16 protein-coding genes are annotated in these 22,158 nt (G+C 69.9%); 7 read left to right on the forward strand and 9 right to left on the reverse strand.

Going from position 1 to position 22,158, the window contains the following annotated elements; all coding sequences use genetic code 11:
* Positions 1–87 precede the first annotated feature (87 nt).
* Positions 88–2,061: a cobaltochelatase subunit CobT gene (cobT, locus tag ACQY76_RS01060; protein ID WP_428031076.1), complete on the forward strand. Its 1,974-nt coding sequence runs from the start codon at positions 88–90 to the stop codon at positions 2,059–2,061.
* Between the two features lie 532 nt (positions 2,062–2,593).
* On the opposite strand, the gene ACQY76_RS01065 is transcribed toward cobT, so the two are convergent.
* The 4 genes from ACQY76_RS01065 to hemC form a co-directional block, all read right to left on the reverse strand.
* Positions 2,594–4,195 carry a heme biosynthesis protein HemY gene (locus tag ACQY76_RS01065; protein ID WP_428031077.1) on the reverse strand — a complete coding sequence of 534 codons (1,602 nt, stop codon included), beginning with the start codon at positions 4,193–4,195 and terminating at the stop codon, positions 2,594–2,596.
* Positions 4,192–5,574, reverse strand: a complete 1,383-nt coding sequence (locus ACQY76_RS01070; RefSeq protein ID WP_428031078.1) for a COG4223 family protein — start codon at positions 5,572–5,574, stop codon at positions 4,192–4,194. The genes ACQY76_RS01065 and ACQY76_RS01070 overlap by 4 nt, the downstream gene beginning before the upstream one ends.
* 96 nt (positions 5,575–5,670) lie before the next feature.
* Positions 5,671–6,375, reverse strand: coding sequence for a uroporphyrinogen-III synthase (locus ACQY76_RS01075; RefSeq protein ID WP_428031079.1), 705 nt, complete (start codon positions 6,373–6,375; stop codon positions 5,671–5,673).
* 14 nt (positions 6,376–6,389) lie between these two features.
* Positions 6,390–7,319, reverse strand: coding sequence for a hydroxymethylbilane synthase (hemC, locus tag ACQY76_RS01080; protein ID WP_428031080.1), 930 nt, complete (start codon positions 7,317–7,319; stop codon positions 6,390–6,392).
* 177 nt (positions 7,320–7,496) lie between these two features.
* Between hemC and tsaD the strand changes: the two genes are divergently transcribed.
* The 6 genes from tsaD (at position 7,497) to acs (ending at position 13,282) form a co-directional block, all read left to right on the forward strand.
* Positions 7,497–8,621: a tRNA (adenosine(37)-N6)-threonylcarbamoyltransferase complex transferase subunit TsaD gene (tsaD, locus tag ACQY76_RS01085; RefSeq protein WP_428031081.1), complete on the forward strand. Its 1,125-nt coding sequence runs from the start codon at positions 7,497–7,499 to the stop codon at positions 8,619–8,621.
* Entirely contained in the window at positions 8,621–9,610 is a 990-nt protein-coding gene (locus ACQY76_RS01090) for an NAD(P)H-dependent glycerol-3-phosphate dehydrogenase (RefSeq protein ID WP_428031082.1), read from the forward strand. The genes tsaD and ACQY76_RS01090 overlap by 1 nt, the downstream gene beginning before the upstream one ends.
* 1 nt (position 9,611) lies before the next feature.
* Positions 9,612–10,031: an EVE domain-containing protein gene (locus ACQY76_RS01095; protein WP_428031083.1), complete on the forward strand. Its 420-nt coding sequence runs from the start codon at positions 9,612–9,614 to the stop codon at positions 10,029–10,031.
* A complete protein-coding gene (locus ACQY76_RS01100) occupies positions 9,992–10,738 on the forward strand; it encodes a class I SAM-dependent methyltransferase (protein WP_428031084.1) in 747 nt (248 codons plus the stop codon). The genes ACQY76_RS01095 and ACQY76_RS01100 overlap by 40 nt, the downstream gene beginning before the upstream one ends.
* An 11-nt stretch (positions 10,739–10,749) precedes the next feature.
* Positions 10,750–11,160, forward strand: a complete 411-nt coding sequence (locus tag ACQY76_RS01105) for an ester cyclase (RefSeq protein WP_428031085.1) — start codon at positions 10,750–10,752, stop codon at positions 11,158–11,160.
* A 163-nt stretch (positions 11,161–11,323) separates the two neighbouring features.
* The gene (gene acs / locus ACQY76_RS01110; RefSeq protein WP_428031086.1) at positions 11,324–13,282 is read left to right on the forward strand and encodes an acetate--CoA ligase; all 1,959 of its coding nucleotides are present in this window, start codon (positions 11,324–11,326) and stop codon (positions 13,280–13,282) included.
* Positions 13,283–13,324: 42 nt separating this feature from the next.
* Here acs and ACQY76_RS01115 read toward each other — a convergent pair whose 3' ends face one another.
* The 5 genes from ACQY76_RS01115 to ACQY76_RS01135 all read right to left on the reverse strand — a co-directional run bounded on the left by ACQY76_RS01115 (position 13,325) and on the right by ACQY76_RS01135 (position 21,967).
* The gene (locus ACQY76_RS01115; protein WP_428031087.1) at positions 13,325–14,131 is read right to left on the reverse strand and encodes a LicD family protein; all 807 of its coding nucleotides are present in this window, start codon (positions 14,129–14,131) and stop codon (positions 13,325–13,327) included.
* Positions 14,128–15,126 carry a hypothetical protein gene (locus ACQY76_RS01120; protein ID WP_428031088.1) on the reverse strand — a complete coding sequence of 333 codons (999 nt, stop codon included), beginning with the start codon at positions 15,124–15,126 and terminating at the stop codon, positions 14,128–14,130. Before ACQY76_RS01120 ends, ACQY76_RS01115 begins: the two co-directional genes overlap by 4 nt.
* Entirely contained in the window at positions 15,123–16,319 is a 1,197-nt protein-coding gene (locus tag ACQY76_RS01125) for a hypothetical protein (RefSeq protein ID WP_428031089.1), read from the reverse strand. The genes ACQY76_RS01120 and ACQY76_RS01125 overlap by 4 nt, the downstream gene beginning before the upstream one ends.
* A gap of 6 nt (positions 16,320–16,325) precedes the next feature.
* A complete protein-coding gene (locus ACQY76_RS01130) occupies positions 16,326–17,009 on the reverse strand; it encodes an NTP transferase domain-containing protein (protein WP_428031090.1) in 684 nt (227 codons plus the stop codon).
* Between the two features lie 104 nt (positions 17,010–17,113).
* Positions 17,114–21,967 carry an NAD-glutamate dehydrogenase gene (locus ACQY76_RS01135; protein ID WP_428031091.1) on the reverse strand — a complete coding sequence of 1,618 codons (4,854 nt, stop codon included), beginning with the start codon at positions 21,965–21,967 and terminating at the stop codon, positions 17,114–17,116.
* Positions 21,968–22,158 lie beyond the last annotated feature (191 nt).

The raw sequence follows: 22,158 nt of genomic DNA on the forward strand, positions 1-22,158 counted from the left end.
CCCCGCGCGGCGCGTCACCTCTCGCCGGCTGCTTTGAGGGCACCTCTCCGCAATGGAGAGGAAAGGTAAACACCTAGGGCCAAAGCCATGAGTTCCACGTCGAACCGCACCACCCGCACCCCGCCCAAGGAAGCCCCGACCGAGCCGCTCAAGCGCGCCGTCACCGGCTGCCTGCGCGCCATTGCGGGCAATCGCGAGATCGACGTCACCTTCGGCTCCGAGAAGCCCGGCTATGCCGACGGGCGGGCCCGGCTGCCCGAGCCGGCGCGCCGCATGTCGAAGCAGGACGCCGCCATCATGCGCGGCCATGCCGATTCCATGGCGCTGCGCATGGCCTGCCACGACCCCAAGGTGCACAAGCGGCTGGTGCCGATGGGCGAGCAGGCCCGCGCCGCCTTCGAGGCCGCCGAGCAGACGCGCTGCGAGTCGGTCGGCGCCCTGCGCATGGACGGCGTGGCGCTGAACCTCTCGGCCATGCTGGAAGACCGCTACCAGAAGGCCAATTTCGCCAACCTCGCTGACCGCTCGGACGCGCCGCTGGAGCACGCGCTCTCGCTCATCCTTCGCGAGCGCATGACCGGCATGGCCCCGCCTGCCGCCGCGCGCGAGATGGTCAACCTCTGGCGCGGCTTCATCGAGGAGCATGGCGCCACCGCGCTCGACGAACTGGCCGGCGCCACCGAGAACCAGGCCCGCTTCGCCGAAGCGATGCGCGACCTGCTCTCCTCGCTCGGCATGGGCGAGGACATCGCGCCCTTCGACGAGAATAACGACCCCTCGACCGACACCGACGACAGCCGCGACGACGACAACGGCAAGGGCAGCGACAGCGAGGACGAGGAAAACGCCGAGGGCCAGACCGAGGTCGACACCGATCTCTCCTCCGACCAGAACCCGGAAGAGGCCGAGGAACAGCAGGACCAGCCCAATTCCGAGCTTTCCGACGATGCGGAGCTGGGCGAGTCCGACGATTCCTCCGAGCCGTGGAAGCCGGAAAACGCGGTGCCGGCCGAGCCGCGCCCGCCGGAATATCACCCCTTTACGCCGCGTTTCGACGAGACGGTGAATGCCGACGAACTGTGCGACGCCGAGGAACTGGCGCGGCTGCGCGCCCATCTCGACAAGCAGCTCGTGCATCTCTCGGGCATCGTCGCGCGCCTCGCCAACCGGCTGCAGCGCCGGCTGATGGCGCAGCAGAACCGAGGCTGGGAGTTCGACCTCGAAGAGGGGATGCTCGACCCGGCGCGCCTGCACCGCATCATTCTCGACCCGATGCAGTCGCTCTCCTTCAAGCGCGAGCGCGACACCGATTTCCGCGACACCGTGGTCACGCTGCTGCTCGACAATTCCGGCTCGATGCGCGGGCGCCCGATCACCGTGGCCGCCGCCTGCGCCGACATTCTGGCGCGGACGCTGGAGCGCTGCGGCGTGAAGGTGGAGATTCTCGGCTTCACCACCAAGGCCTGGAAGGGCGGGCAGGCGCGCGAGGCGTGGCTCTCCGCCGGCAAGCCGGGCTCGCCCGGCCGCCTCAATGATCTGCGCCACATCATCTACAAATCCGCCGACGCCCCGTGGCGCCGGGCGCGGCGCAATCTCGGCCTGATGATGCGCGAGGGGCTGCTGAAGGAGAACATCGACGGCGAGGCGCTGGAATGGGCGCATAATCGGCTGCTGGCGCGCAATGAATCGCGCCGCATCCTGATGATGATCTCCGACGGCGCGCCGGTCGACGATTCCACCCTCTCGGTAAACCCCGGCAATTATCTGGAGCGCCATCTGCGCTGGATGATCCAGCAGATCGAGGACAAGTCGCCGGTCGAGTTGATCGCCATCGGCATCGGCCATGACGTGACGCGCTACTACAAGCGCGCCGTCACCATTGTCGACGCCGAGGAACTGGGCGGCGCGATGACCGACAAGCTGGCGGAACTGTTCAGCGAGCAGGGGGCGCGCGGCGCCGGCAAGGAGCAGAAGGGCCGCAGCGCCGCAGCTTTCGCGCAGGCCCCCAAGCCCGCGAAGCCCGCCGCACCCACGCCGCTGTCCACGCGCCGGGTGCACTGAGCCCGGCGTCGTCGGCTTCGCGCCGGCCGGTCGCGAGCCGGAAAAAGTTCGTCATGGCCGGGCTGGACCCGGCCATCCACGAGGTCCGGCCGACACACGTCGTGGATGGCCGGCCCAAGGCGGGGCATGACGTCGCTTTCGTCGAACGCCAGGCGCTAGACGCCACGCCAGACGCTGGGAACACCGAAGGCGCCAAGACCCAATGCGCGACCGCCGAGCGCACGGCCCTGCCCTCGCCCCTTGCAAAGCCGGCGCGGCATCCCACATTGATGCTAACCCAGTCAGAACAGGGCTTCCGGCATGTTGACACCTCGTCAGTGTCTCGTCGGATGGAGCGCGGTCAGGACGGATGTACTCCGACCACGCTTGAACCCTCCGGCCGCTTGACGAGCGGCCGGCTTCTGACCGGGTACCTCCAAGGGGAAATCAGCGCGCCGCATGGCGCGCTTTTTTTTGCGCCGGCACAGCAGGCGCAGCGTGACGCAAGCCCAGCGCCCACGCGAGGCTCGGCTCGCGCGACGCTGGGCGGCCCTCACATATAGGGCCCGCGCGGCACCGCGCCGGGCTCGTCGGCAAAGGGCGCGCCGGGGCCGGGATCGTCCGGCAGATGCGGCATCGCCACCACGGGCGTGACTACCGGGGTCAGCAGCGGCGGCTTGGTCGCCACCTTTTCCGGCTCCGCCTGGGCAGCGATCGGCGCGGCCGCGTCGGATTCCGGCGCCAGGCTCGCCGAGGCGCTGGACGCGGTGAGGTCGACTACCGACCCCTCAGAGGAGGCCGGCGGGCGGCTCTCAATGGCAGCGGCAATCGCCGCCTTCACGCGCTCGGCCTCACTCTCCAGCATCGGCGTCGTCGCCAGTCCCGGAGGCAGCTTCCATTCGAAGGCGTCGAGACGGCCGGTGACGGGAGAGACCGGTCCCCATGCTTCCGCCACCACGCCATCCGCCACCCACGCGGGATCGCGCTGGGCGCGTACCGCGCGGGCCGTCCATTCGCGCGCCTTGCCGACATCACCGTGCTCGCCGGCTTCCAGCTCCGCCATCAGAAGGCAGGTGCGCTGCGTCGGCGCCACAAGCAACGGCGCCAGCGCCGTGCGGGCGACGTCAAAGTCCTGCGCGTCGATGGCCGCGCGCGCCAGCGCCATGGCGCTTTCGGGGTGCGCCGGCATATGCGCGGTCAGCGTGCGCACGCGCTTCAGCCGCTCGCGCGAGGCATCGCCCGGCCGCAGGTGCAGATAGGCGTCGGCGAGGTCGGGATGCGGCGTTGCCGCATAGGCGGCCTCGAGAACCTTCGCTGCCTTGCGCACATCGCCCGCCGCGCCCAGCAGGCGCCCGGCAATCTCTGCCGCGGGCACCAGAGTCGGTGCGAGGCGCGCCGCTTCCTGGGCTTTTTCGCGCGCGCTCGCCGGATCGGAAAGTTCCAGGGCCTGCGCCTGCGCGGCCAGCAGCACGGCGCGGCGGCGCCGGTGCGTCGCGCGGTCCAGTGCCCCATGCGCCGCTTCGCGCTCCAGCGTCGCGAGCGCCCCGGCGAAATCGCCATTGAGGCAGCGCGACTCGATGACCGCGTCCGCCGCCCAGGCAAGGCCCGGTTCGTGGCGGGCCGCTTCTTCCGCCGCCTGCAGCGCCGCGCTCTGGTCGCCGCGACGCCGCGCTTCCACATGCAGCCCGCGCAGGCCGAGCAGGCGCGTGCCGGGGTTTTCCGTCATGGAGCGGAACACCGCCTCGGCGCCGGCGGCATCGCCGGAAAGCTGCGCCGCCTGCGCCGCCAGCAGCTTCGAAAGCGGTTCCTCGCCGAGCAGGCGCTGGGCATCATTGGCCGCGCGCCGCGCGCCCACCGCATCTCCGGAGCCGACCGCGACAAGGCCGCGCGTCACCGCCGACCAGCCACGGTTGCGCCGCCGGCTGCGCCAGGAAAACGCGATCATGTCCGGCGAGCGGACGATCAGCCGCAGCAGCGTCCACAGCAGGATCACCGTCGCCAGCAGGGCCAGCAGGGCACTCGCCGCCACGAGGATGCTGGTCTCGATCTGCCAGCCCTGCCAATCGATGATGACCGCGCCGGGCCGGTCCGCCAGCCAGGCGATGCCGAAGGCGACGACGGAGAGAACGAGAAGGTAGACGACGAGGCGGATCACTGGGCCCCTCCCGCGAGTGTGGCGAGCACGCGCCGGTCAAGTTCGGCGATGGTGGCAAGCGCCGCCTGGCGTGCGTCGAGCGCGGCAAGCACCGGTTGGGCAGCGGTGCGTTCGCTCTCCGGCAGTGCCGCGAGCGCGGCACGCGCGGCATCGACATCATCCCGCGCCAGCGCCGCTTCCGCCTGGGCCAGCGCCGGCGTGGAGGCCGCGTCCTCCGAACGGCGAACGGTGACGAGCTTCTTCGCGCCGCTCAGCAGCTTCGCGGCGAACCCCTCCTCGGCCGCCGCCTCGGGCGTCGGCTCGGTGGCAGTCGCGGGAGCGGTGGCCGTGCGCAACTGCGCGGCCAGCGCCGGCCCGGTGGCGAAGCCGTTCGCGGCGGCAGGCTCCAGGGCAGCGAGGGACGCGCCCTCGCTGCCCAGAAGGGACTGTGCCGCCTTCAGTTCGGTGGCGAAGGGCCGGCCGGAAGCCACCGCCTCGCGCAACCGGCCGAGCATCACCATCTGCGCCGCGCCCTGCCCGCTCTCGCGCTGGGCGGCGGTGGCGGCGCCGAGCTTGTCTTCCAGCGCCTTGAGACGCGTATTGGTGGCGTCGAGATCGGCGGGCGAAGCAGCGGGCACCGGCGCGGGAAGCGCACCCACACGCTGCTCCAGCGCCTCGATCTGCCCCCGCACGGCCGCCACGTCCTCGGACGAGGCTACGGGTGCCGTACCGGCCCCGGCGGAAGCGGGCGCGGCCGGAAGCGTGTCGACCTTCTTGCCGAGGGAATCGAGGCCGCTTTCCAGCGCGTCGAGACGCGTCGCCAGCTCGGCTGGCGCGTCGAGGCCAGGCGCCGCCGCCTCACCGGAGCGGGTTTCCAGCAGTTCCACCCGCTGGCGCAGGTCGAGGGCGCGGGCCTCCAGATCGGTGATGGCGTCGACATTTTGCTCGGCATTGGAGAAGGCCGAAACGACCGCGAGCGCGAAAGCCGCGCCGATGACGCCGGAGAGCAGCGCCGCGAACAGCGTGCCGATAACGCCCAGCGTGCGCGGCGAACGCGGCGCGGCCGGCGGAGGAATGGGGTGGACGGGCTCAGGAGGAGCGCCGCGCGTTTCGCCAGCCTCGGAAGGCTCCGCAGGCGGCACTGGCGTGTCCGGGGGAGAGGCGTCAGCAGCGTCAAGCGCCGGCGCCTCGCTGGGCGCGGCCACATCGGTCGCGGGCGGATTCGCGCGTACTGTCTCGGGAGCGGCCGCCTCGGGCGCCGTATCGCCGGTCGCGGCGTCGTCCGGGACGGACACCACTTCCTTGGCCGCGAGGTCGAGCGTCGGCGGCTTGCGGCGCGCGGGCTTGGCACCCGCCTCCGGCTTGTCCTCGGCACCCTTGTTCGGATCGTCTGTCGCCACGTGCTTACCTCTGCCTTGATAAAGCGCCGGGCCGGCCCCTTGTTCCCGGGATAGACCGCCCGCCCCCGCGCCGCAACCTCGGGAGACTGCGATGGTTTACCGGACGAGCAGCGCGAACAGCCCGTCTTCCGTCGGCGCGGCGGCGATACGGGTCGGCCAGCCGGCCGCCGCGAGGGGCGCCGCCACATTGGCGGAGAAGCACAAATGCTCGACATGGCGAAAAAGCGCCGAGACGCCCGCTTCCTGCGCCCGCGCCGCCAGCGTCGCCGCCGTACGCGGCGAGAAATGGAAGGCCGTGTCGATCCGCCCCTCCTGCACCGCCACCATCGTCTCCATCGAAAGCCTTGTCGCCGGAACGGTACGGTAGATCACGAAAAGTTCGGTGGAAATGCCGTCGGCGACAAGTTCCGCCCCGAGATCGACCGCCCGGTCCGCGCCGGCCACATAGAGCAGCCTCGCCCCGCGCGGCAATTCGGCCCGCAGCAGGGTGGCGAGCGCCGCGCCGTCGCCGCCGGCGATCCGCACATCGGCGAAGGCGTCCGGCGCCGCCGCCGCCGTGCGTCGTCCCACCGCGTAAAGCGGCAGCCCGGCCAGCGCCTGCAGTTCCGGCCGTGCACCGAGAGCCCGCGCCCCGTTGACGCTGGTCAGCGCCACCGCGTCGAAGCGCCCCGGGGGCAGCTCCGCCCCGGCCAGCGCCTCCACGGCGAGCAGGGAATCCACCATCGCCTCATGCCCGGCGCCGCGCAGCCGCTCGGCGGTCGCCCAGGCATCGGGAAGCGGCCGTGTCACCAGCACGCGCATGCCTCGCCCCCCGCTCAGTGCGGCAGCAATTCGGGCGGCACCAGAGCGCGCATCTCCTTGCCCGCCGCAATGCCGAGCTCCAGCGCGCGGTTGACCGGCCCGTAGCGCACGATCTCGTAATAACGTGACCCATCGGGCGAGAGCACGGCGCCGCGGAAGTGGATCTCATCGCCTTCCACCAGCGCCAGCCCGCCGATCGGCGTGCGGCAGGAGCCATCGAGCTGGCCGAGATAGGCCCGCTCCACCCGCAGCGCCAGGCCGGTGGCAGGGGAGACCACCGGCACCACCAGCGCGTCCACGGCGATGTCGCCGAAGCGGGTCTCGATGGCCACCGCCCCCTGCCCCACCGCCGGCAGGAAATCCGCCGTCTCCAGCACCGAGCTCACCCTGTCGGCAAGGCCGAGGCGGCTGAGGCCGGCATAGGCGAGCAGTGTCGCGTCGAATTCGCCGCTCTCCACCTTGGCGAGACGGGTATGCACATTGCCGCGCAGCAGCGCCACCTCGAGGTCCGGCCGCAGCCGGCGCAGCTGCGCCTCCCGCCGCAGCGAGGCGGTGCCGACCCGCGCGCCCGGCTTCAAATCGCGCAGCGCCACGCCCTCGCGCAGGATAAGCGCGTCACGCACATCGGCGCGCGGCAGGTAGCCGACAAGGTGCAGCCCGTCCGGCAGCCGGGTCGGCATGTCCTTGGCGGAATGCACGGCGAGGTCGATGCGCCGGTCGATCAGCGCTTCCTCCAGCTCCTTGGTGAACAGGCCCTTGCCGCCGGCCTCGGAAAGCGCCCGGTCGGTGATGGCGTCGCCGGTGGTGCGGATCACCTGCACCTCGACGGCCTCCTCCGGCCAGCGATGCGCCTTGAGCAGCGCGTCGCGCACCGCATGGGCCTGCCAGAGCGCAAGCGGGCTGCCGCGCGTGCCGAGCCGGAGTTTGGGAAGCGATTGCGTCATGCGGTCCTGCGGTGCTACTGGGTAAAACCCGTCGGATAAGCTCCAGATGTCGGGTTTCACCCACAATATCAATATTTTGTGGGCCAAATTGGCCATATCATCGCGGAGCCGGATGATGCGGCCGGGCCACCAGCGGTTCGGTTCCGGTTCAGTTCACTGTCCAACCTTATAAAGTCAATGCGCGATCTTCTCCTGCTCGGGATCGAAACCACCTGCGACGAAACCGCCGCTGCGGTGGTGCGTCGCCGTGCCGATGGCACCGGCACGATCCTGTCCAACATCGTCCATTCGCAGACCGAGGATCACGCCGAATATGGCGGCGTGGTGCCGGAGATCGCCTCCCGCGCCCATGTCGAGGTGCTCGACCATGTGATCTCGCGCGCCCTGCGCGCCTCCGGCCTGGCGCTTGCCGAACTCGACGGAATCGCCGCCGCCGCCGGCCCGGGCCTGATCGGCGGCGTCATCGTCGGCCTCACCACCGCCAAGGCGCTGGCACTGGCGGCGAAGAAGCCGCTCATCGCCGTCAACCATCTGGAAGCCCATGCGCTGACCGCGCGGCTGACCGACAAGGTGCCCTTCCCCTTCCTGTTGCTGCTGGTGTCGGGCGGCCACACCCAGCTCGTTTGCGTCACCGGCATCGGCGAATACGCCAAGCTCGGCGGCACCATGGACGACGCCATCGGCGAGGCTTTCGACAAGACCGCCAAGATGCTCGGCCTGCCCTATCCCGGCGGCCCGGCGGTGGAGCGCGCGGCGCTGAAGGGCGATCCCGGCCGGTTCGCCCTGCCCCGCCCGCTGCACGGCAAGCCGGTGCCGGACTTCTCGCTCTCCGGTCTGAAGACCGCCGTGCGCATCGAGGCGCTGAAGATCGCCCCGTTGAGCGAGGAAGACGTCAACGACCTCTGCGCCTCGTTTCAGGCGGCGATCGTCGACATTCTCTCCGACCGCGTGCGCTGTGCCCTGCGGGTGATGCGCCAGAAGGGAATCAAGCCGAGCGCCCTGGTGCTCGCCGGCGGCGTCGGTGCCAATCAGGCGGTGCGCCGCACGCTGCACAAGGTCGCGGCCGATGGCGGCACCCGCCTCGCCGTGCCGCCGCCGGAACTGTGCACCGACAATGGCGCGATGATCGCCTGGGCCGGCGCCGAGCGGCTGGCGCGCGGCCTGCATGACGGGCTCGACGCCTCGCCGCGCGCCCGCTGGCCGCTCGCCGAGGTCGAGGGGATTCCCGGCTCCTCCGCGCTTGCCGCCCTTGCCGCGCCGGCAGAGACATCAGCCGCCGATGCCGAGCGGATTGGCGGCTGATGTCCGCACGATTCGGGTCCATCGGCGTTGTCGGCGCAGGTGCGTGGGGCACCGCATTGGCCAATGCGAGCGCCCGCGCCGGGCGCGGGGTCGTGCTGTGGGGCCGGGATGAGGAACTCATCGCCACCCTGCGGCGCGCGCGGGCCAATCCAGCCCATCTGCCGGGCGTCGATCTCGCCGACAGCGTGCGCCCGACCTCGGATCTTGCCGAACTCGCGGGCGTCGACGCCGTCCTGCTCGTCGTTCCGGCGCAGGCGAGCCGCGCCGTCGCGCAGGCGCTGGCGCCGCATCTGGAGGCCGGCACGCCGGTGGTGACCTGCGCCAAGGGCATCGAGCGTGGCACCTCGCTGTTCATGACGCAGGTGCTGGGCGAGGCCTGCCCGCAGGCGGTTCCCGCCATCCTCTCCGGCCCCAGCTTTGCCGCCGATGTCGCCGCCGGCCTGCCAACCGCCGTCACCCTCGCCTCGCGCGACCTCGGCATCGCCGAGGCGCTGGCGGCGGCGCTCGGCTCGTCCTCGTTCCGGCTCTATCACAGCGATGATGTGCGCGGCGTCGAGATCGGCGGCGCGGCCAAGAATGTGCTGGCCATCGCCGCCGGCATCGTTGGCGGCCGCCGGCTGGGCGCCAGCGCCGGCGCGGCACTGGTCGCGCGCGGCTTCGCCGAGCTGATGCGCTTCGGCAAGGCGTTCGGCGCCAAGGCGGAAACGCTCACCGGCCTGTCGGGCCTCGGCGACCTCATCCTCACCTGCTCCACCGCGCAGTCGCGCAATTACGCGCTGGGCCTCAGCCTCGGGCAGGACGAAGGGCTGCACCCGCCCGGCAAGCTGGCGGAGGGCGCGCTCACCGCCGGCGTGCTGGTGGCGATGGCGCAGGCCCGCGGCGTCGACATGCCCATCGCCCGCGCGGTCGAAGCGGTGCTGGCCGGGCGCAGCGATATCGAACAGGCGATCGGGTCGCTGCTGGCCCGCCCCCAGAAAGCGGAAGCGTGACATGGCGCACTGGCTCTACAAATCCGAACCGTTCAAATGGTCCTGGGAGAACCAGGTCGCCGCCGGGGCCAAGGGCACGCATTGGGACGGCGTGCGCAACCACCTCGCCAAGCAGCAGCTTCTGGCCATGAAGCTGGGCGATCACGGCTTCTTCTACCATTCCAATGAGGGCAAGGAGATCGTCGGCATCGTCGAGGTGATCAAGGAAGCCTATCCCGATCCCTCCGACCCCTCCGGCAAATTCGTCATGGTCGACATCAAGGCGGTCGACACGCTGAAAAGCCCGGTGTCGCTGGCCGCCGTCAAGAACGAGCCCCGCCTTGCCGAAATGGCGCTGATGAAGTTCTCGCGGCTGTCGGTGCAGCCCGTCACCGACGCCGAATGGGACATCGTGCTGGAGATGGCAGGCGGCACGCGGTGACGCCCCGCGTCATTGCCTATCCCGCCGCCTTCATCCGCCTGGAGACCCGTCTCCTTTCTCCGCCTTTGGTGCCGGAGATCACGCTCCACCTCGCCGAGGAATCGCTGCCGATCTGGCAGCGCACCGAGGAGGAGCTGGGCGAGATCGGCCTGGCCCCGCCCTTCTGGGCCTTCGCCTGGGCCGGCGGGCAGGCGCTCGCCCGCTACATCCTCGACCATCCCGAGACAGTGCGGGGCAAGCGGGTGCTGGATTTTGCCTCGGGCTCCGGCCTCGTCGGCATTGCGGCGCGCAAGGCGGGGGCGGCGCATGTCGCCTGCGCCGACATCGACCCCTTCGCCCATGCCGCCATCGCGCTGAATGCGGCGCTGAACGCGGCCGATGCCGTGACGGTGCTGACGACGGATGTCATCGGCACGCGGGGCGGCTGGGAGGTGGTGCTGGCCGGCGACATCGCCTATGAGCGCGATCTGGCGACCAGGGTCTTCGCCTGGCTGGAGACCCTTCACGCCGAGGGGGTGCAGGTGTGGATCGGCGATCCCGGCCGCTCCTACCTGCCGCGCGACAGGCTGGAAAAGGTGGCGGAGTATGCCGTGCCGGTGTCGCGCGAGCTGGAAGATGCTGAGATAAAGGCCACCAGCGTCTGGCGCCCGCGTCCCGAACGCGCGGGCGGTGCTGCGACGTCGCCAAGATCAGGCCACGCGCCATGACAGGAACGGATATGACCGAGGACAACAAGCAGCTGGTCCGCGACTTCATCGAGAGAGCGATCAACGGTCACGACCCGGAAGTCGCCGGCGACTACGTGGCTGAGGACATGGTGGAGCAGGTGCCGTTTCCCGGCCAGGGACCGGGTCTGGCGGGGCTGAAGGACGTCCTGCGGGGCCTGTTCTCCGCCTTTCCCGACATGCATTGGACCGTGGAGGAGCAGATCGCCGAAGCCGACAAGGTGCTGACGCGCTTTACATGGACCGCCACGCATGGCGGTGCATTCTTCGGCATGCCGGCCTCCGGCAGCCAGGTGTCGGTCTGGGGCATGGTGATCGACCGCATCGAGGACGGCCGTATCAAGGACACCCGTATCCTGATGGACCTGCCGGCGCTGATGCGGCAGATCGGGGCGGGGGCCTGAGCGCGGGCCGACCGGGCCCCCGTACGGTGCGGCGCGGCTGCACCCGACCAAAGTTCGGCGCAGCCGCGCTTGTCGCGGGTCAAAGCGCCGCCCATAATTTCATGAGAAACAGGAGCGAGGCGGCCCCGAAGAGGCCGCCGCCCGAGCCTTGGAGGAAGACGCCATGACCGACAAGATCTACGATGTGCCCGCGCAATGGGCCGAGCGCGCTTTCCTCGACGATCGCGCCTACCGGGCGAAGTACGACGCGTCGGTGAACGACCCCGAAGCCTTCTGGGCGGACGAAGGCAAGCGCATCGAGTGGTTCGAGCCGTATACGATCGTCAAGAACACCTCCTTCGCCCCCGGCAATGTGTCGATCAAATGGTTCGAGGACGGCGTCACCAATGTGGCGTGGAACTGCATCGACCGGCACCTTTCCACCCGCGCCGATCAGGTCGCCATCATCTGGGAAGGCGACGACCCGTCGGAGCAGCGCCACATCACCTATCAGGAGCTGCATGACGAGGTCTGCCGCTTCGCCAATGTCCTGCGCAACCGCAGCGTGGAGAAGGGCGACCGCGTCACCATCTACATGCCGATGATCCCCGAGGCGGCCTATGCGATGCTCGCCTGTGCGCGGCTCGGCGCCGTCCACTCGGTGGTTTTCGGCGGCTTCTCGCCGGACAGCCTGGCCGGGCGCATCCGCGATTGCGGCTCGAAGGTCGTCATCACCGCCGATGAGGGCCTGCGCGGTGGCCGCAAGGTGCCGCTGAAGGCCAATGTCGACGCCGCCATCGCGAAGCTGACGGATATCGAGGTCGATCATGTGGTCGTGGTGAAGCGCACCGGCGGCGCTGTCGACATGAAGCCCGGCCGCGACGTGTGGTATCACGAGGCTGCGGAGTTGGTGACCAGCCACTGCCCCGCCGCACATGTGAACGCCGAGCACCCGCTGTTCATCCTTTACACCTCGGGCTCCACCGGCCTGCCCAAGGGGGTGCTGCACACCACCGGCGGCTATCTCGTCTATGCCGCGATGACGCATCAATACGTCTTCGACTACCATGACGGCGACATCTACTGGTGCACCGCCGATGTCGGCTGGGTCACCGGCCACAGCTACATCGTCTATGGCCCGCTCGCCAACGGCGCCACCACGCTGATGTTCGAGGGCGTGCCGAACTACCCGACCAATTCCCGCTTCTGGGAAGTGATCGACAAGCACAAGGTGAACATCTTCTACACCGCCCCTACCGCCATCCGCGCCCTCATGCAGGGTGGCGATGCCCCGGTGACGAAGACCAGCCGCGCCAGCCTGCGCCTGCTCGGTTCGGTCGGCGAGCCGATCAACCCGGAAGCGTGGGAATGGTATCACCGCGTCGTCGGCGAGGAGCGCTGCCCCATCGTCGACACCTGGTGGCAGACGGAGACCGGCGGCATCCTCATCACGCCGCTGCCCGGCGCGACCAAGCTCAAGCCCGGATCGGCGACGACGCCGTTCTTTGGCGTGGTTCCCGAGGTGGTCGACGCCGAGGGCACGCCGATGGAGGGCGCCTGCGAGGGCAATCTGGTGATCGCCGATTCCTGGCCCGGCCAGATGCGCACGGTCTATGGCGACCATGAGCGCTTCATGCAGACCTATTTCGCCACCTATCCCGGCAAGTACTTCACCGGCGATGGCTGCCGGCGCGACGCGGACGGCTATTACTGGATCACCGGGCGCGTCGATGACGTCATCAACGTCTCCGGCCACCGTATGGGCACCGCCGAGGTGGAGAGCGCCCTCGTCGCCCACCCGAAGGTGTCGGAGGCCGCCGTGGTCGGATATCCCCACGACATCAAGGGCCAGGGCATCTATGCCTATGTCACGCTGATGTCCGGCATCGAGCCGACCGAGGAACTGCGCAAGGAACTCGTCACCTGGGTCCGCCGCGAGATTGGCCCCATCGCCTCGCCGGACCTCGTGCAGTTCGCGCCCGGCTTGCCCAAGACCCGCTCCGGCAAGATCATGCGCCGCATCCTGCGCAAGATCGCCGAGGACGAGTTCGGCAATCTCGGCGACACCTCGACGCTGGCCGACCCGACCGTGGTCGAGGATCTCATCTCCCACCGCCAGAACAAGAAGCACGCGCCGGTCTGACGCGGCGCTGGCCGGCCGCGCATTGTCGCGGCCGGTTTTCTCTCACGGCCGGTCGGCCCCGGTAATGTCGTGATGCGGCCGGCGCTCCCGCGCCGGCGGCAGCGTGCGCCAGTCGCCATAGAGGTTGCGCAGAACCTCGTCATACGCGCGCGGCACGGGAAAGCGGTGGCCCTCGAACGCCATCTCGATGCAATCGTCGAAATCGCGCGCCGCACGCATCTGGCGATAGCGCATCCGCCCGGCGACGAGGCAGGCGAGATGCCCGGTAGGGCGCCCCTCATACCACCGGGCGAGCGTCTCCAGCCGCTCGGCGAGACGGTTCGGACACTGCCGGACAGCGAGCCAGCCGAGCGCGCGCCGCGCCCAGCGCCGCACCGCCGAGGACGGTCGTCTTTGCGCAGGCGCCCCCTTCTGCCCATAGGCCAGCATCGCCATAGCGAGATAGGCGCCGCGCATATGCAGCCGCCCGCGCAGCGGCGCACGGCGGACGCCGTCGAAGGGGAAGATGTCGATAAAGGCGCCCGAGACGCGGCCCGGTGCCCGGCTCCTTTCCATCTTGCAAAAGAGGAAGCCGCAATCGGGGTCGGTTCCCCTGTGCTGCAGCCGGCAGGTCGGCGCGAGCCCGTCCGGCGCGAACTCTTGCCACGCGACGGTGAGAAACCGTTCATACGCCTCGCGGCGCAGGCAGACGTCGATGTCGTCGTCCCAGGGAATGAAGCCGCCATGGCGCACCGCGCCAAGCAACGTGCCAGCGGCGAGCTGGTAGGCGATGCTGTGCCGGCGGCAGATCCGGTCGAACGCGACCAGCAGCGCAAGCGCCTCGCTCTGGATCCGGCCGAGCTCCGTCATCCCGGCACCCCGCCGTTCCGCAGCGGGACGCAGCGAAGGGCCGGCGAAACCTCCTCAAGCGGATGGCGGACAGCGAGATGGCCGTCGATGCCAGCTATCCGGCCATTGAGGATGCGCGGGCGCCACTGCCCCTGCCCATCGCTCTCCAGCACGCCGGTGCCGACCCAGGGCTGCATGATCGACGTGGCGCAGGAGCCCAGATGCAGAGAGAGCGAGGCGCCGCGAATATGGGTGATCTGGATGCGCGGGCCGTATTTGTTGAAGCAGCGGCGTTCCTCCAGGCTTTCCATGGCGGCACAGCGCAGCGCCGACGCCTCGATCTCCTCCGCCGTGGGGACTGCCTCCGAGACGTCGCGGGCAAGGTTGCGGGCCGCGCTGTGCACCGCCAAAGGCGGCACGCTGGCGCCATCCGCCAGCGCCGCGCGCATCTCCCGGAAGCGACTGTCGATAGCCGCCACCGCCCCTGCGGCGCCGCCGAACTGCGTGGACAGATCGACCAGGCGGAAGGCAATGAGGGCGTCGGAAAAACGGGCGAGCAGGGCACGCAGGCCGGCGACGTAGCGGTCCTGATCGCCCGGCGGCACGCCGTTGATGTCACCCAGCACGCCGTGAAAATAGGAGAGCGAGAACAGCACGCCGGCGGCATGGTGCCCGGCGACGGTTTCGGCGTAGCGGCGCAGATGGCCGATCCAGAACACCTCCGCCCAGTCCAGTTCCGGCGCGGATGGCTGGAGCGCGCCCTTGTAGCCGCCGAATGGCACGGCGAATTCGAGCGGTGCGCCCGCCTCGATCGCTGCCGCGATCTTGGCGCGGATGTCGGCCAAGGTCTGCGGATCGACGCGCGAGCGACGCCATTGCCTGGCGCAGACCCGCGCGGCAAGGCGCTCGACCGGCGACATCGGCTCGGGCGATCCGCCCGGCGTCGGTTCGAAGACGCCCGCCGCCGGCGCTGCGGTCAGCCGTGCGATGGCGGCACGGATCGCGGCCTCGTTCATGGCAGATCGGCGAATGCCGGCGTTCCGGCCAGTTCCAGCGGGCTTTCCTGCCAGTACTGCACCGGCCTGCCTACTGTTTCGAGATAGAGGTCCGGCCCTTGACGGCCGCCGCCCTCGAAAGGCTCGGCAGCGTCGGCGATGGCGGACCAGCGCGCCATGATCGCCGGCATCTGCTCCATCATCTGCGGATACAACCCCGCCACAAGGCGCGGCATGCGGTCGAAATAGAAGCCGAAGCGGTCATGGCGGAACCGCGTCGCGCCGCCCTGCGGATTGACGACCTGATAGGCGACCTTCCGCCCGCCAAAGCGCAGATAGCGCACGAAGATGCTGTAGGCCGCGCGCTGCGGGTTCAGCTTCAGCGTCTGCGCGAACGCCAGCCCTTCGCCCGCGCGGGCGCCTAGCTCGAAGGTCACCTCATGGGCCAGCAGGCTCACCAGATCGTCCTCCGGCGTCGTCAGGTGCTCGACGGCGGAAAAGTCGATATCGAAGAGCGGCACCGTGCGCCAGAAATCGTCACCCGCCTCGGCGAGCAGGCGTGCCAGCGCCGTCCGCCGCGCGGCTTCGCTGACATGTCGTCCGATGGCGAGGCTTTCCGCCGCGACGATGACGTTCTTGGGCGTCGCGTCGCGAAACGGCACGCTTACCTGTTCGTCCCATCGCACCTTGAACGCGTCGAGCTCGGTGCGCTCCGTCGCGCTGAGCGGCGGCAGCCCGAGCAGTTGCGAGAGCAGCGCGAACATGCCCGCGACCTTGATGTCGCAGGGATAGGGGCCGACGCTCAGCCGGCCGGCGGCCTCCGCCAGCAGCGCCTGCATCCGCTCGACCCGCGCGCGGCAGCGCTCCAGAAGCACGAGCGCGGCCCGCTCCGCCCCGGCCTGCAGCGCGACGTCGACGCTGCCCATGCGCCGCAACAGACGCAGGAGATCATAGAGCCGGATGCCCTCGACGAGTTCGAGGTGCAGTTCGCACCCGCGCTGCTCAAGGGGACGCGGCACCAGATTTTCGCCTCGCGCGTCCGCGAGCAGGCGGAGCGTCTCGAATTCGCGCCGGGCGCTTTCGGCATCCCGCGCCTGCTTCAGGAAGGCGCTTACGGAACGGCGGTCGCGGCCGCGAAAATGCTCGTCCTTGCTGATATCGGCGCGGAAGTGGTCAAGAACATCGGCCGGGAAGGGTCGCGTAGCGCTCATCATGGTCCATCAGGCAGGCTCGGCACGAGGGCGCGCGTTTGACGTCGCGCGCGCCAGATCATCGAGCGTGTCGATATCGTGCGCGCCATCCAGAGGTAACATAATGGCCCGAATCGAGAAAGCTCGCTCCGTTGTTTCTTCCCGCAAAAGGGCGGCGATGAGCTGCCACTGGTAGCGCATGCCCGCCTCGGCCGCCTCCCGCAGGCGAGTCCGTAGCTGCGGCGGCCAGCGCACCGCATGGGCCATGCGCCAGGCGCTTGCCCGCGCCGCATCCGCCACGGCGAGCACGGCGCCATCCCGAACCTCGACGGGAATTTCGCCATCCCCGACGCCGGCGCGCGCCGTCACGGCCATCGCCACACCGCCCGGTTCGGCGGCGAAGAGCGCGGCGAGGGCAGCGTCGGAATAGACGGTATCCGCCAGCAGCACCCAGCAGTCGCGCAGGCCCGGCAGCTCCGGCGCCAGGGCGCAGCCAAGGCTCTGCAGCATCTCGGTCGATTCGTAGCGTGAATTGTGCACGCAGCGCGCGCCGGGGAAGCGCCCCCGGACGAGGCGCTCGACATCCTCGTGCCGATAGCCGGTCACCACCGTCACCCGGTGCGCGGGGAGATGACCGAGCTGGCCGAGCAGCCTTTCCAGCGTGCCCTGCCCTGCCACCGCGGGCACCAGCGCCTTGTGCGCGGCGATTCCCATGCGCCGCCCGCGCCCCGCGGCAAGGATGACCACATCCGCCCCCGGCTCGCGGCCTGCCGCCCCGGCGCGGTTCCCGCCTTCTGCGCTCACCAGGCCCCCCGGCGCTAGCCTCGAACGAGATCGCCGATCAGGCTGGCGGCCACCGACAGCTTCGACACGCTCAGCCCCGAGCCGGCGATGTCGTGGACGCCGTTGCGCGCCCGCTCCACCACATCGCCGCGCGCCCGCGCCCAGCTGGACACGCCGGCGACGCCGGCGCCATGGTCCTCGATCACCTCGGCGGTGAGCCGCCGCACCGCGCTTTCGAACGCCGCCAGCGCCCGCTCCAGCGCCAGCCGGTCGTAATAGTCGCTCACCGAGAGCGTCCGGGCCGGGCCGAGAATGCGGTCGAGGCGGAACAGCAGGGCGACGGCGAAGAAGGTCACCGCGGCGTCCGCCAGGGGGGCGCGGGTGCGGTCGGCGATCAGCACGATGTCGGTGGCGCTCTCCACCGCCGGCAGCCGGGCGATGCGGCGTGCCAGCGCCTCGGGCACGCCGGCCTGCGTCCACTGGCTCACGCGCGCATCGTGCAGCACGCGGGTTTCCTCGGGCAGCAATTCCCGCACCGGGCCGGCGAGCACCTTTTCCACCGGACCGATGCCGGCGGCGTAATGGCCGACCAGCTCGTCGAGATTGCGCCTCAGATCGACATTGCGCAGGAACCAGATCGACCGGTCGAGCAGCATGTCCTGAACCACGGCATAGAGGTCGAGTTGCACCGCGCCCGGCACCTGCCCGTCCAGCGCATCGATCTCGCGGTTGAGCACCGAGAGCCCGAAACCGTCGCGCACCACGGCGAAGGCCTTGGCGATGCTGTCGATGCCGGCACCGGTCTCGTCCGCCAGCCTTGCGATGAAGGCCGGCCCGCCATGGTTGATCATGGCGTTGGACAGGCGGGTGGCGATGATGTCGCGGCGCAGCCGGTGGCGCTCGATGCCCTCGGGGAATTGCTCGCGCAGTTCGGCGGGGAAATAGGCGGCGAGTTCGCGCGCGAGATAGGGGTCGTCCGGCACGCCGGTGTCCATCAGCTCCGCATGGGCGGAGAGCTTGGCATAGGCGAGCAGCACGGCCATTTCCGGCCGGGTGAGGCCCTCGCCGCGCCCGCGCCGCTCGTTCAGCTCGGCGTCGGAGGGCAGATACTCGACGGCCCGGTCGAGCAGGCCACGCCCTTCCAGCCGCTGCATCAGCCGCTGGACGAAGCCGATCTCGTCGAGCCCGCGCATTTCGGCGAGCGAAAGCGCCAGTGTCTGGAGGTAATTATTGGTCAGCACCAGCGCCGCGATGTCGCCGGTCATGCCGGCGAGGATATGCGCCCGCGTCTGCGGGTCGAGCCGCCCCTCGCGCAGCGCCGGGCCCATGGCGATCTTGATGTTCACCTCGATGTCGGAGGTGTTCACGCCGGCGGAATTGTCGATTGCGTCGGTGTTGAGCCGCACCCCGCGCCGCGCCGCCTCGATGCGCCCGCGCTGGGTGACGCCGAGATTGGCGCCCTCGCCGATCACCCGCGCCCGCACCTCGCCGCCGGTGATGCGCACGCCGTCATTGGCGCGGTCCCCGGCCTGGGCATCGCTCTCCGTCGACGCGCGCACATAGGTGCCGATGCCGCCGAACCACAACAGATCCGCCGGCGCGCGCAGGATGGCGCTGATCACTTCGGCGGGCGACGCCGAGCTCTTGTCGAACCCCAGCACCTCGCGCATCGCCACCGTGAGCGGGATGCTCTTGGCAGTGCGCGGGAACACCCCGCCGCCCGGCGAGATGAGCGACTTGTCATAGTCCTGCCAGGAGGAGCGCGGCAGCGCGAACAGCCGCTTGCGCTCGCGGAAGGAAAGCTCCGGGTCGGGGTTGGGATCGAGGAAGATGTCGCGGTGGTCGAAGGCGGCGACCAGGCGGATGGTGTTCTCCAGGATCATGCCGTTGCCGAACACGTCGCCCGACATGTCGCCGACGCCGACCACGGTGAAGGGCGTGCTGCGGATGTCGACATCCATCTCGCGGAAATGCCGGCGCACCGCCTCCCAGGCGCCGCGCGCGGTGATTCCCATCGCCTTGTGGTCGTAGCCGACCGAGCCGCCGGAGGCGAAGGCGTCGCCCAGCCAGAAGCCGCGCTGCAGCGAGAGCGCGTTCGCGGTGTCGGAGAAGGTCGCCGTGCCCTTGTCGGCGGCGACCACCAGATAGGGGTCGTCCTCGTCGTGCCGCACCGTGTGCGGGGGATGGACGGTACGCCCGTCCTCGATGTTGTCGGTGACGTCCAGCAGGCTGGAGATGAACAGCTTGTAGGCCTCGATGCCCTCGGCCTGTATGGCCTCGCGCGGGCCGGCGGGCAGTTGCAGAGGCACGAAGCCGCCCTTCGCCCCCACCGGAACGATGACCGCGTTCTTCACCTGCTGCGCCTTGACGAGGCCGAGCACTTCTGTCCGGAAATCCTGCGGCCGGTCCGACCAGCGCAGCCCGCCGCGCGCGACGCGGCCGAAACGCAGGTGAATGCCCTCCACCCGCGGCGAGTGCACGAAGATCTCGAACAACGGGTGCGGTCGCGGCAGCCCCTCGACCTCGGCGCTGATGAATTTCAGGGCCACCGTCGGGCGATGGCCGCCCTGGGCGCCGCGCTGGAAGAAATTGGTCCGCACCGCCGCGCCGATCAGATTGACGAAGCGGCGCAGGATGCGGTCCTCGTCGAGGCTCGGCACATCCGCAAGCGCGCTCTCGATCTCGGCGCGCAGCTCCGCCTGCCGCTCCACCCGGCGCTCGCCCTGGTCGGGGTCGAAGCGGACATGGAACAGCGCCACCATCTTCTGGGCGATGGCGGGATGGGCGTTGAGCGTCTGCCAGAGATAATCCTGGCTGAAGGGAATGCCGACCTGCCGGAGATAGCGCCCCAGCGCGCGCAGCAGCGCGATGTCGCGCCAGCCGAGCTGGGCGTTCAGCGCCAGCGCGTTGAAGCCATCGCTCTCGCCGCCGCGCAGCACCGCCATCAGTGTCGCGTGCAGGCGGGGGCCGAACTTGTCGAGCGGGATCTCGCTGCCGCCCCGGCGGGAAAGCAGCATGTCGTGCAGATAGACCGGCGCGCCGCCGGTCGGCCGGATGGTGAAGGTTCGTTCGTCGATGACAATAAAGCCCATCGATTCGAGCAGCGGCACGCGCTCGGAAAGCAGGCGCGGCACCTTGTAGCTGAACACCTTCAGCGCGACCCGGCCGCGCTCGCGCAGCGTCGAGGTGCGGAAATCCGCCGCCACCGGGCTGGCATCGCTCAACTCCTCGATCAGCCGCAGGTCGTCGATCGCCTCGGCCGGCGCGCTGGCCGACTGGTAGCCGGCCGGAAACGCCTTGGCGTAGCGCTCCATCAGCTCGCTCGCCTTGCTGGCGGGAACCGTCGCCGCCAGCGCCTCGGCGAAGCCGTCCGCCCAGGTGCGGATGATCGCGCCGATCGATTCTTCCAGCGAGGCGCGGCTGACGGCGGGCACCTCGCCCGGGCCGCGCTCGATGATGAAGTGCACCCGCGTCAGCGGCCCATCGAGGAACATCGGGCGGAAGGCGGCGATCTGGCCGCCGAAGCTGACCGCCAGCAGGTTGCCGATCTTCTCGCGCACCTCGCTGCCATAGCGGTCGCGCGGCACGAAGACGAGGATCGAGACGAACCGGTCGAAGCGCTCGTTCAGCGCCAGCACACGCACGCGGGGGTGCTCGTCGAGCTGGAGGATGGAGAGCGCGAACTGGTACAGCGCCGCCGAATCGATCTGGAACAGGTCGTCGCGGGGGTAGGTTTCGAGCACCTTCACAAGGGCCCGGCCGGAATGGCTTTCCGGCGCGAATCCGGCGCGTGCCAGCACGGTGGCGGTCTTTCGCCGGAGCATCGGGATGGTGCGGACCGAGCTCGTATAGGCGGTGGCGGTAAAAAGGCCGGCGATGCACAGCCCGCCGACCACGCGCCCCTGCGAATCGTAGCGCTTGACCAGAACCACGTCGATCCAGGCCCGCCGGTGCACATGCGAGAGGGTGCGGGACTTGGTGACGATAAGCGGGCTGGTATCGGCAAGCGCGTCGGTGAGGTCGGCACTGACGGCGCGTGGGTCGCCGGCGGAGCGGAACAGGCGGAAATCCTCGTCCGCCATCAGGCCCAGCGCGTCTTCCATGCGCCGCTCGAACTGCGTCGCCTTGGGGCCGGCGGGCGTACCGGTGGCCTGATAATGGCGGCAGCCGAGAAAGGTGAAGCGCCCGGCCAGCAGCCATTCGAGGAAGGCGATGGCCTCCTCGCGCTCTTCGCGCGGCACCATGGCGGGGGCGAGGGTGAGGTTGGTCACGGCGGCGCGCACCTGCGCCATCATCGGCTGCCAGGCGCCCACCACCTGGCGCACCTGGTTCAGCACCAGCCCGAGATCCTCGACCAGCGCCGCGCGCCGGCCCTCATCCTCGATCCGGGGCACGTGGATCTGGATCAGGCTCTCGCGCCGCATCCGCGCGCCGGCCGGCGACTCCCCGGCGATCAGGCTGCTCACCTGGCCGCCGGCATCGCGGTCGACGCCCATGATGGGATGCACGACGAAGCTCGCGGTCAGGCCCTGCGCGTTGAGCGCACCCATGACCGAATCGAGCAGGAACGGCATGTCGTCATTGACGATCTCGATCACCGAGACGCGGCCCAGCCGGTCGCCGCCCTCGGCGGGCTCGGGCTGCTCGATGCGGATGTCGAAGCTGTCGCGCCGGCGAACCTTCAAATGGCCATAGGCGAGGCGGGCGAGAGTCGCGAGTTCATGCGGCGTATAGACACGCACGTCCTCCGCCACGGCACGGCCGAACAATCCATGGGCGAACCGCGCCGGCACGTCGCCGTCGGTTGCCTGCAGAATGAGGTCCGCCTGCTCGACGAGCTGGCGCGCGACGCGCTCGTCCTCGCTGGCCAGGAACCCTTCGACGCCCATCACTTCCCCCCGCCGGATGCCGCAGGCGCCGCATGGCTGCCCACGTGCCGGCTGTCTCCGATCGTTCTATTATACGTCTATTCTTCCCGCTGGAATGCGGGTTCCCCCGTCGCCCTTCGTTCTGTTGCCCGTCGGTCACAGAAATACAAGACTATCGCCCGATTGATCTCGATCAAGCGCGCGGCGCCCTC

This window comes from Ancylobacter sp. (assembly GCF_965279025.1).
Lineage (GTDB): Bacteria > Pseudomonadota > Alphaproteobacteria > Rhizobiales > Xanthobacteraceae > Ancylobacter.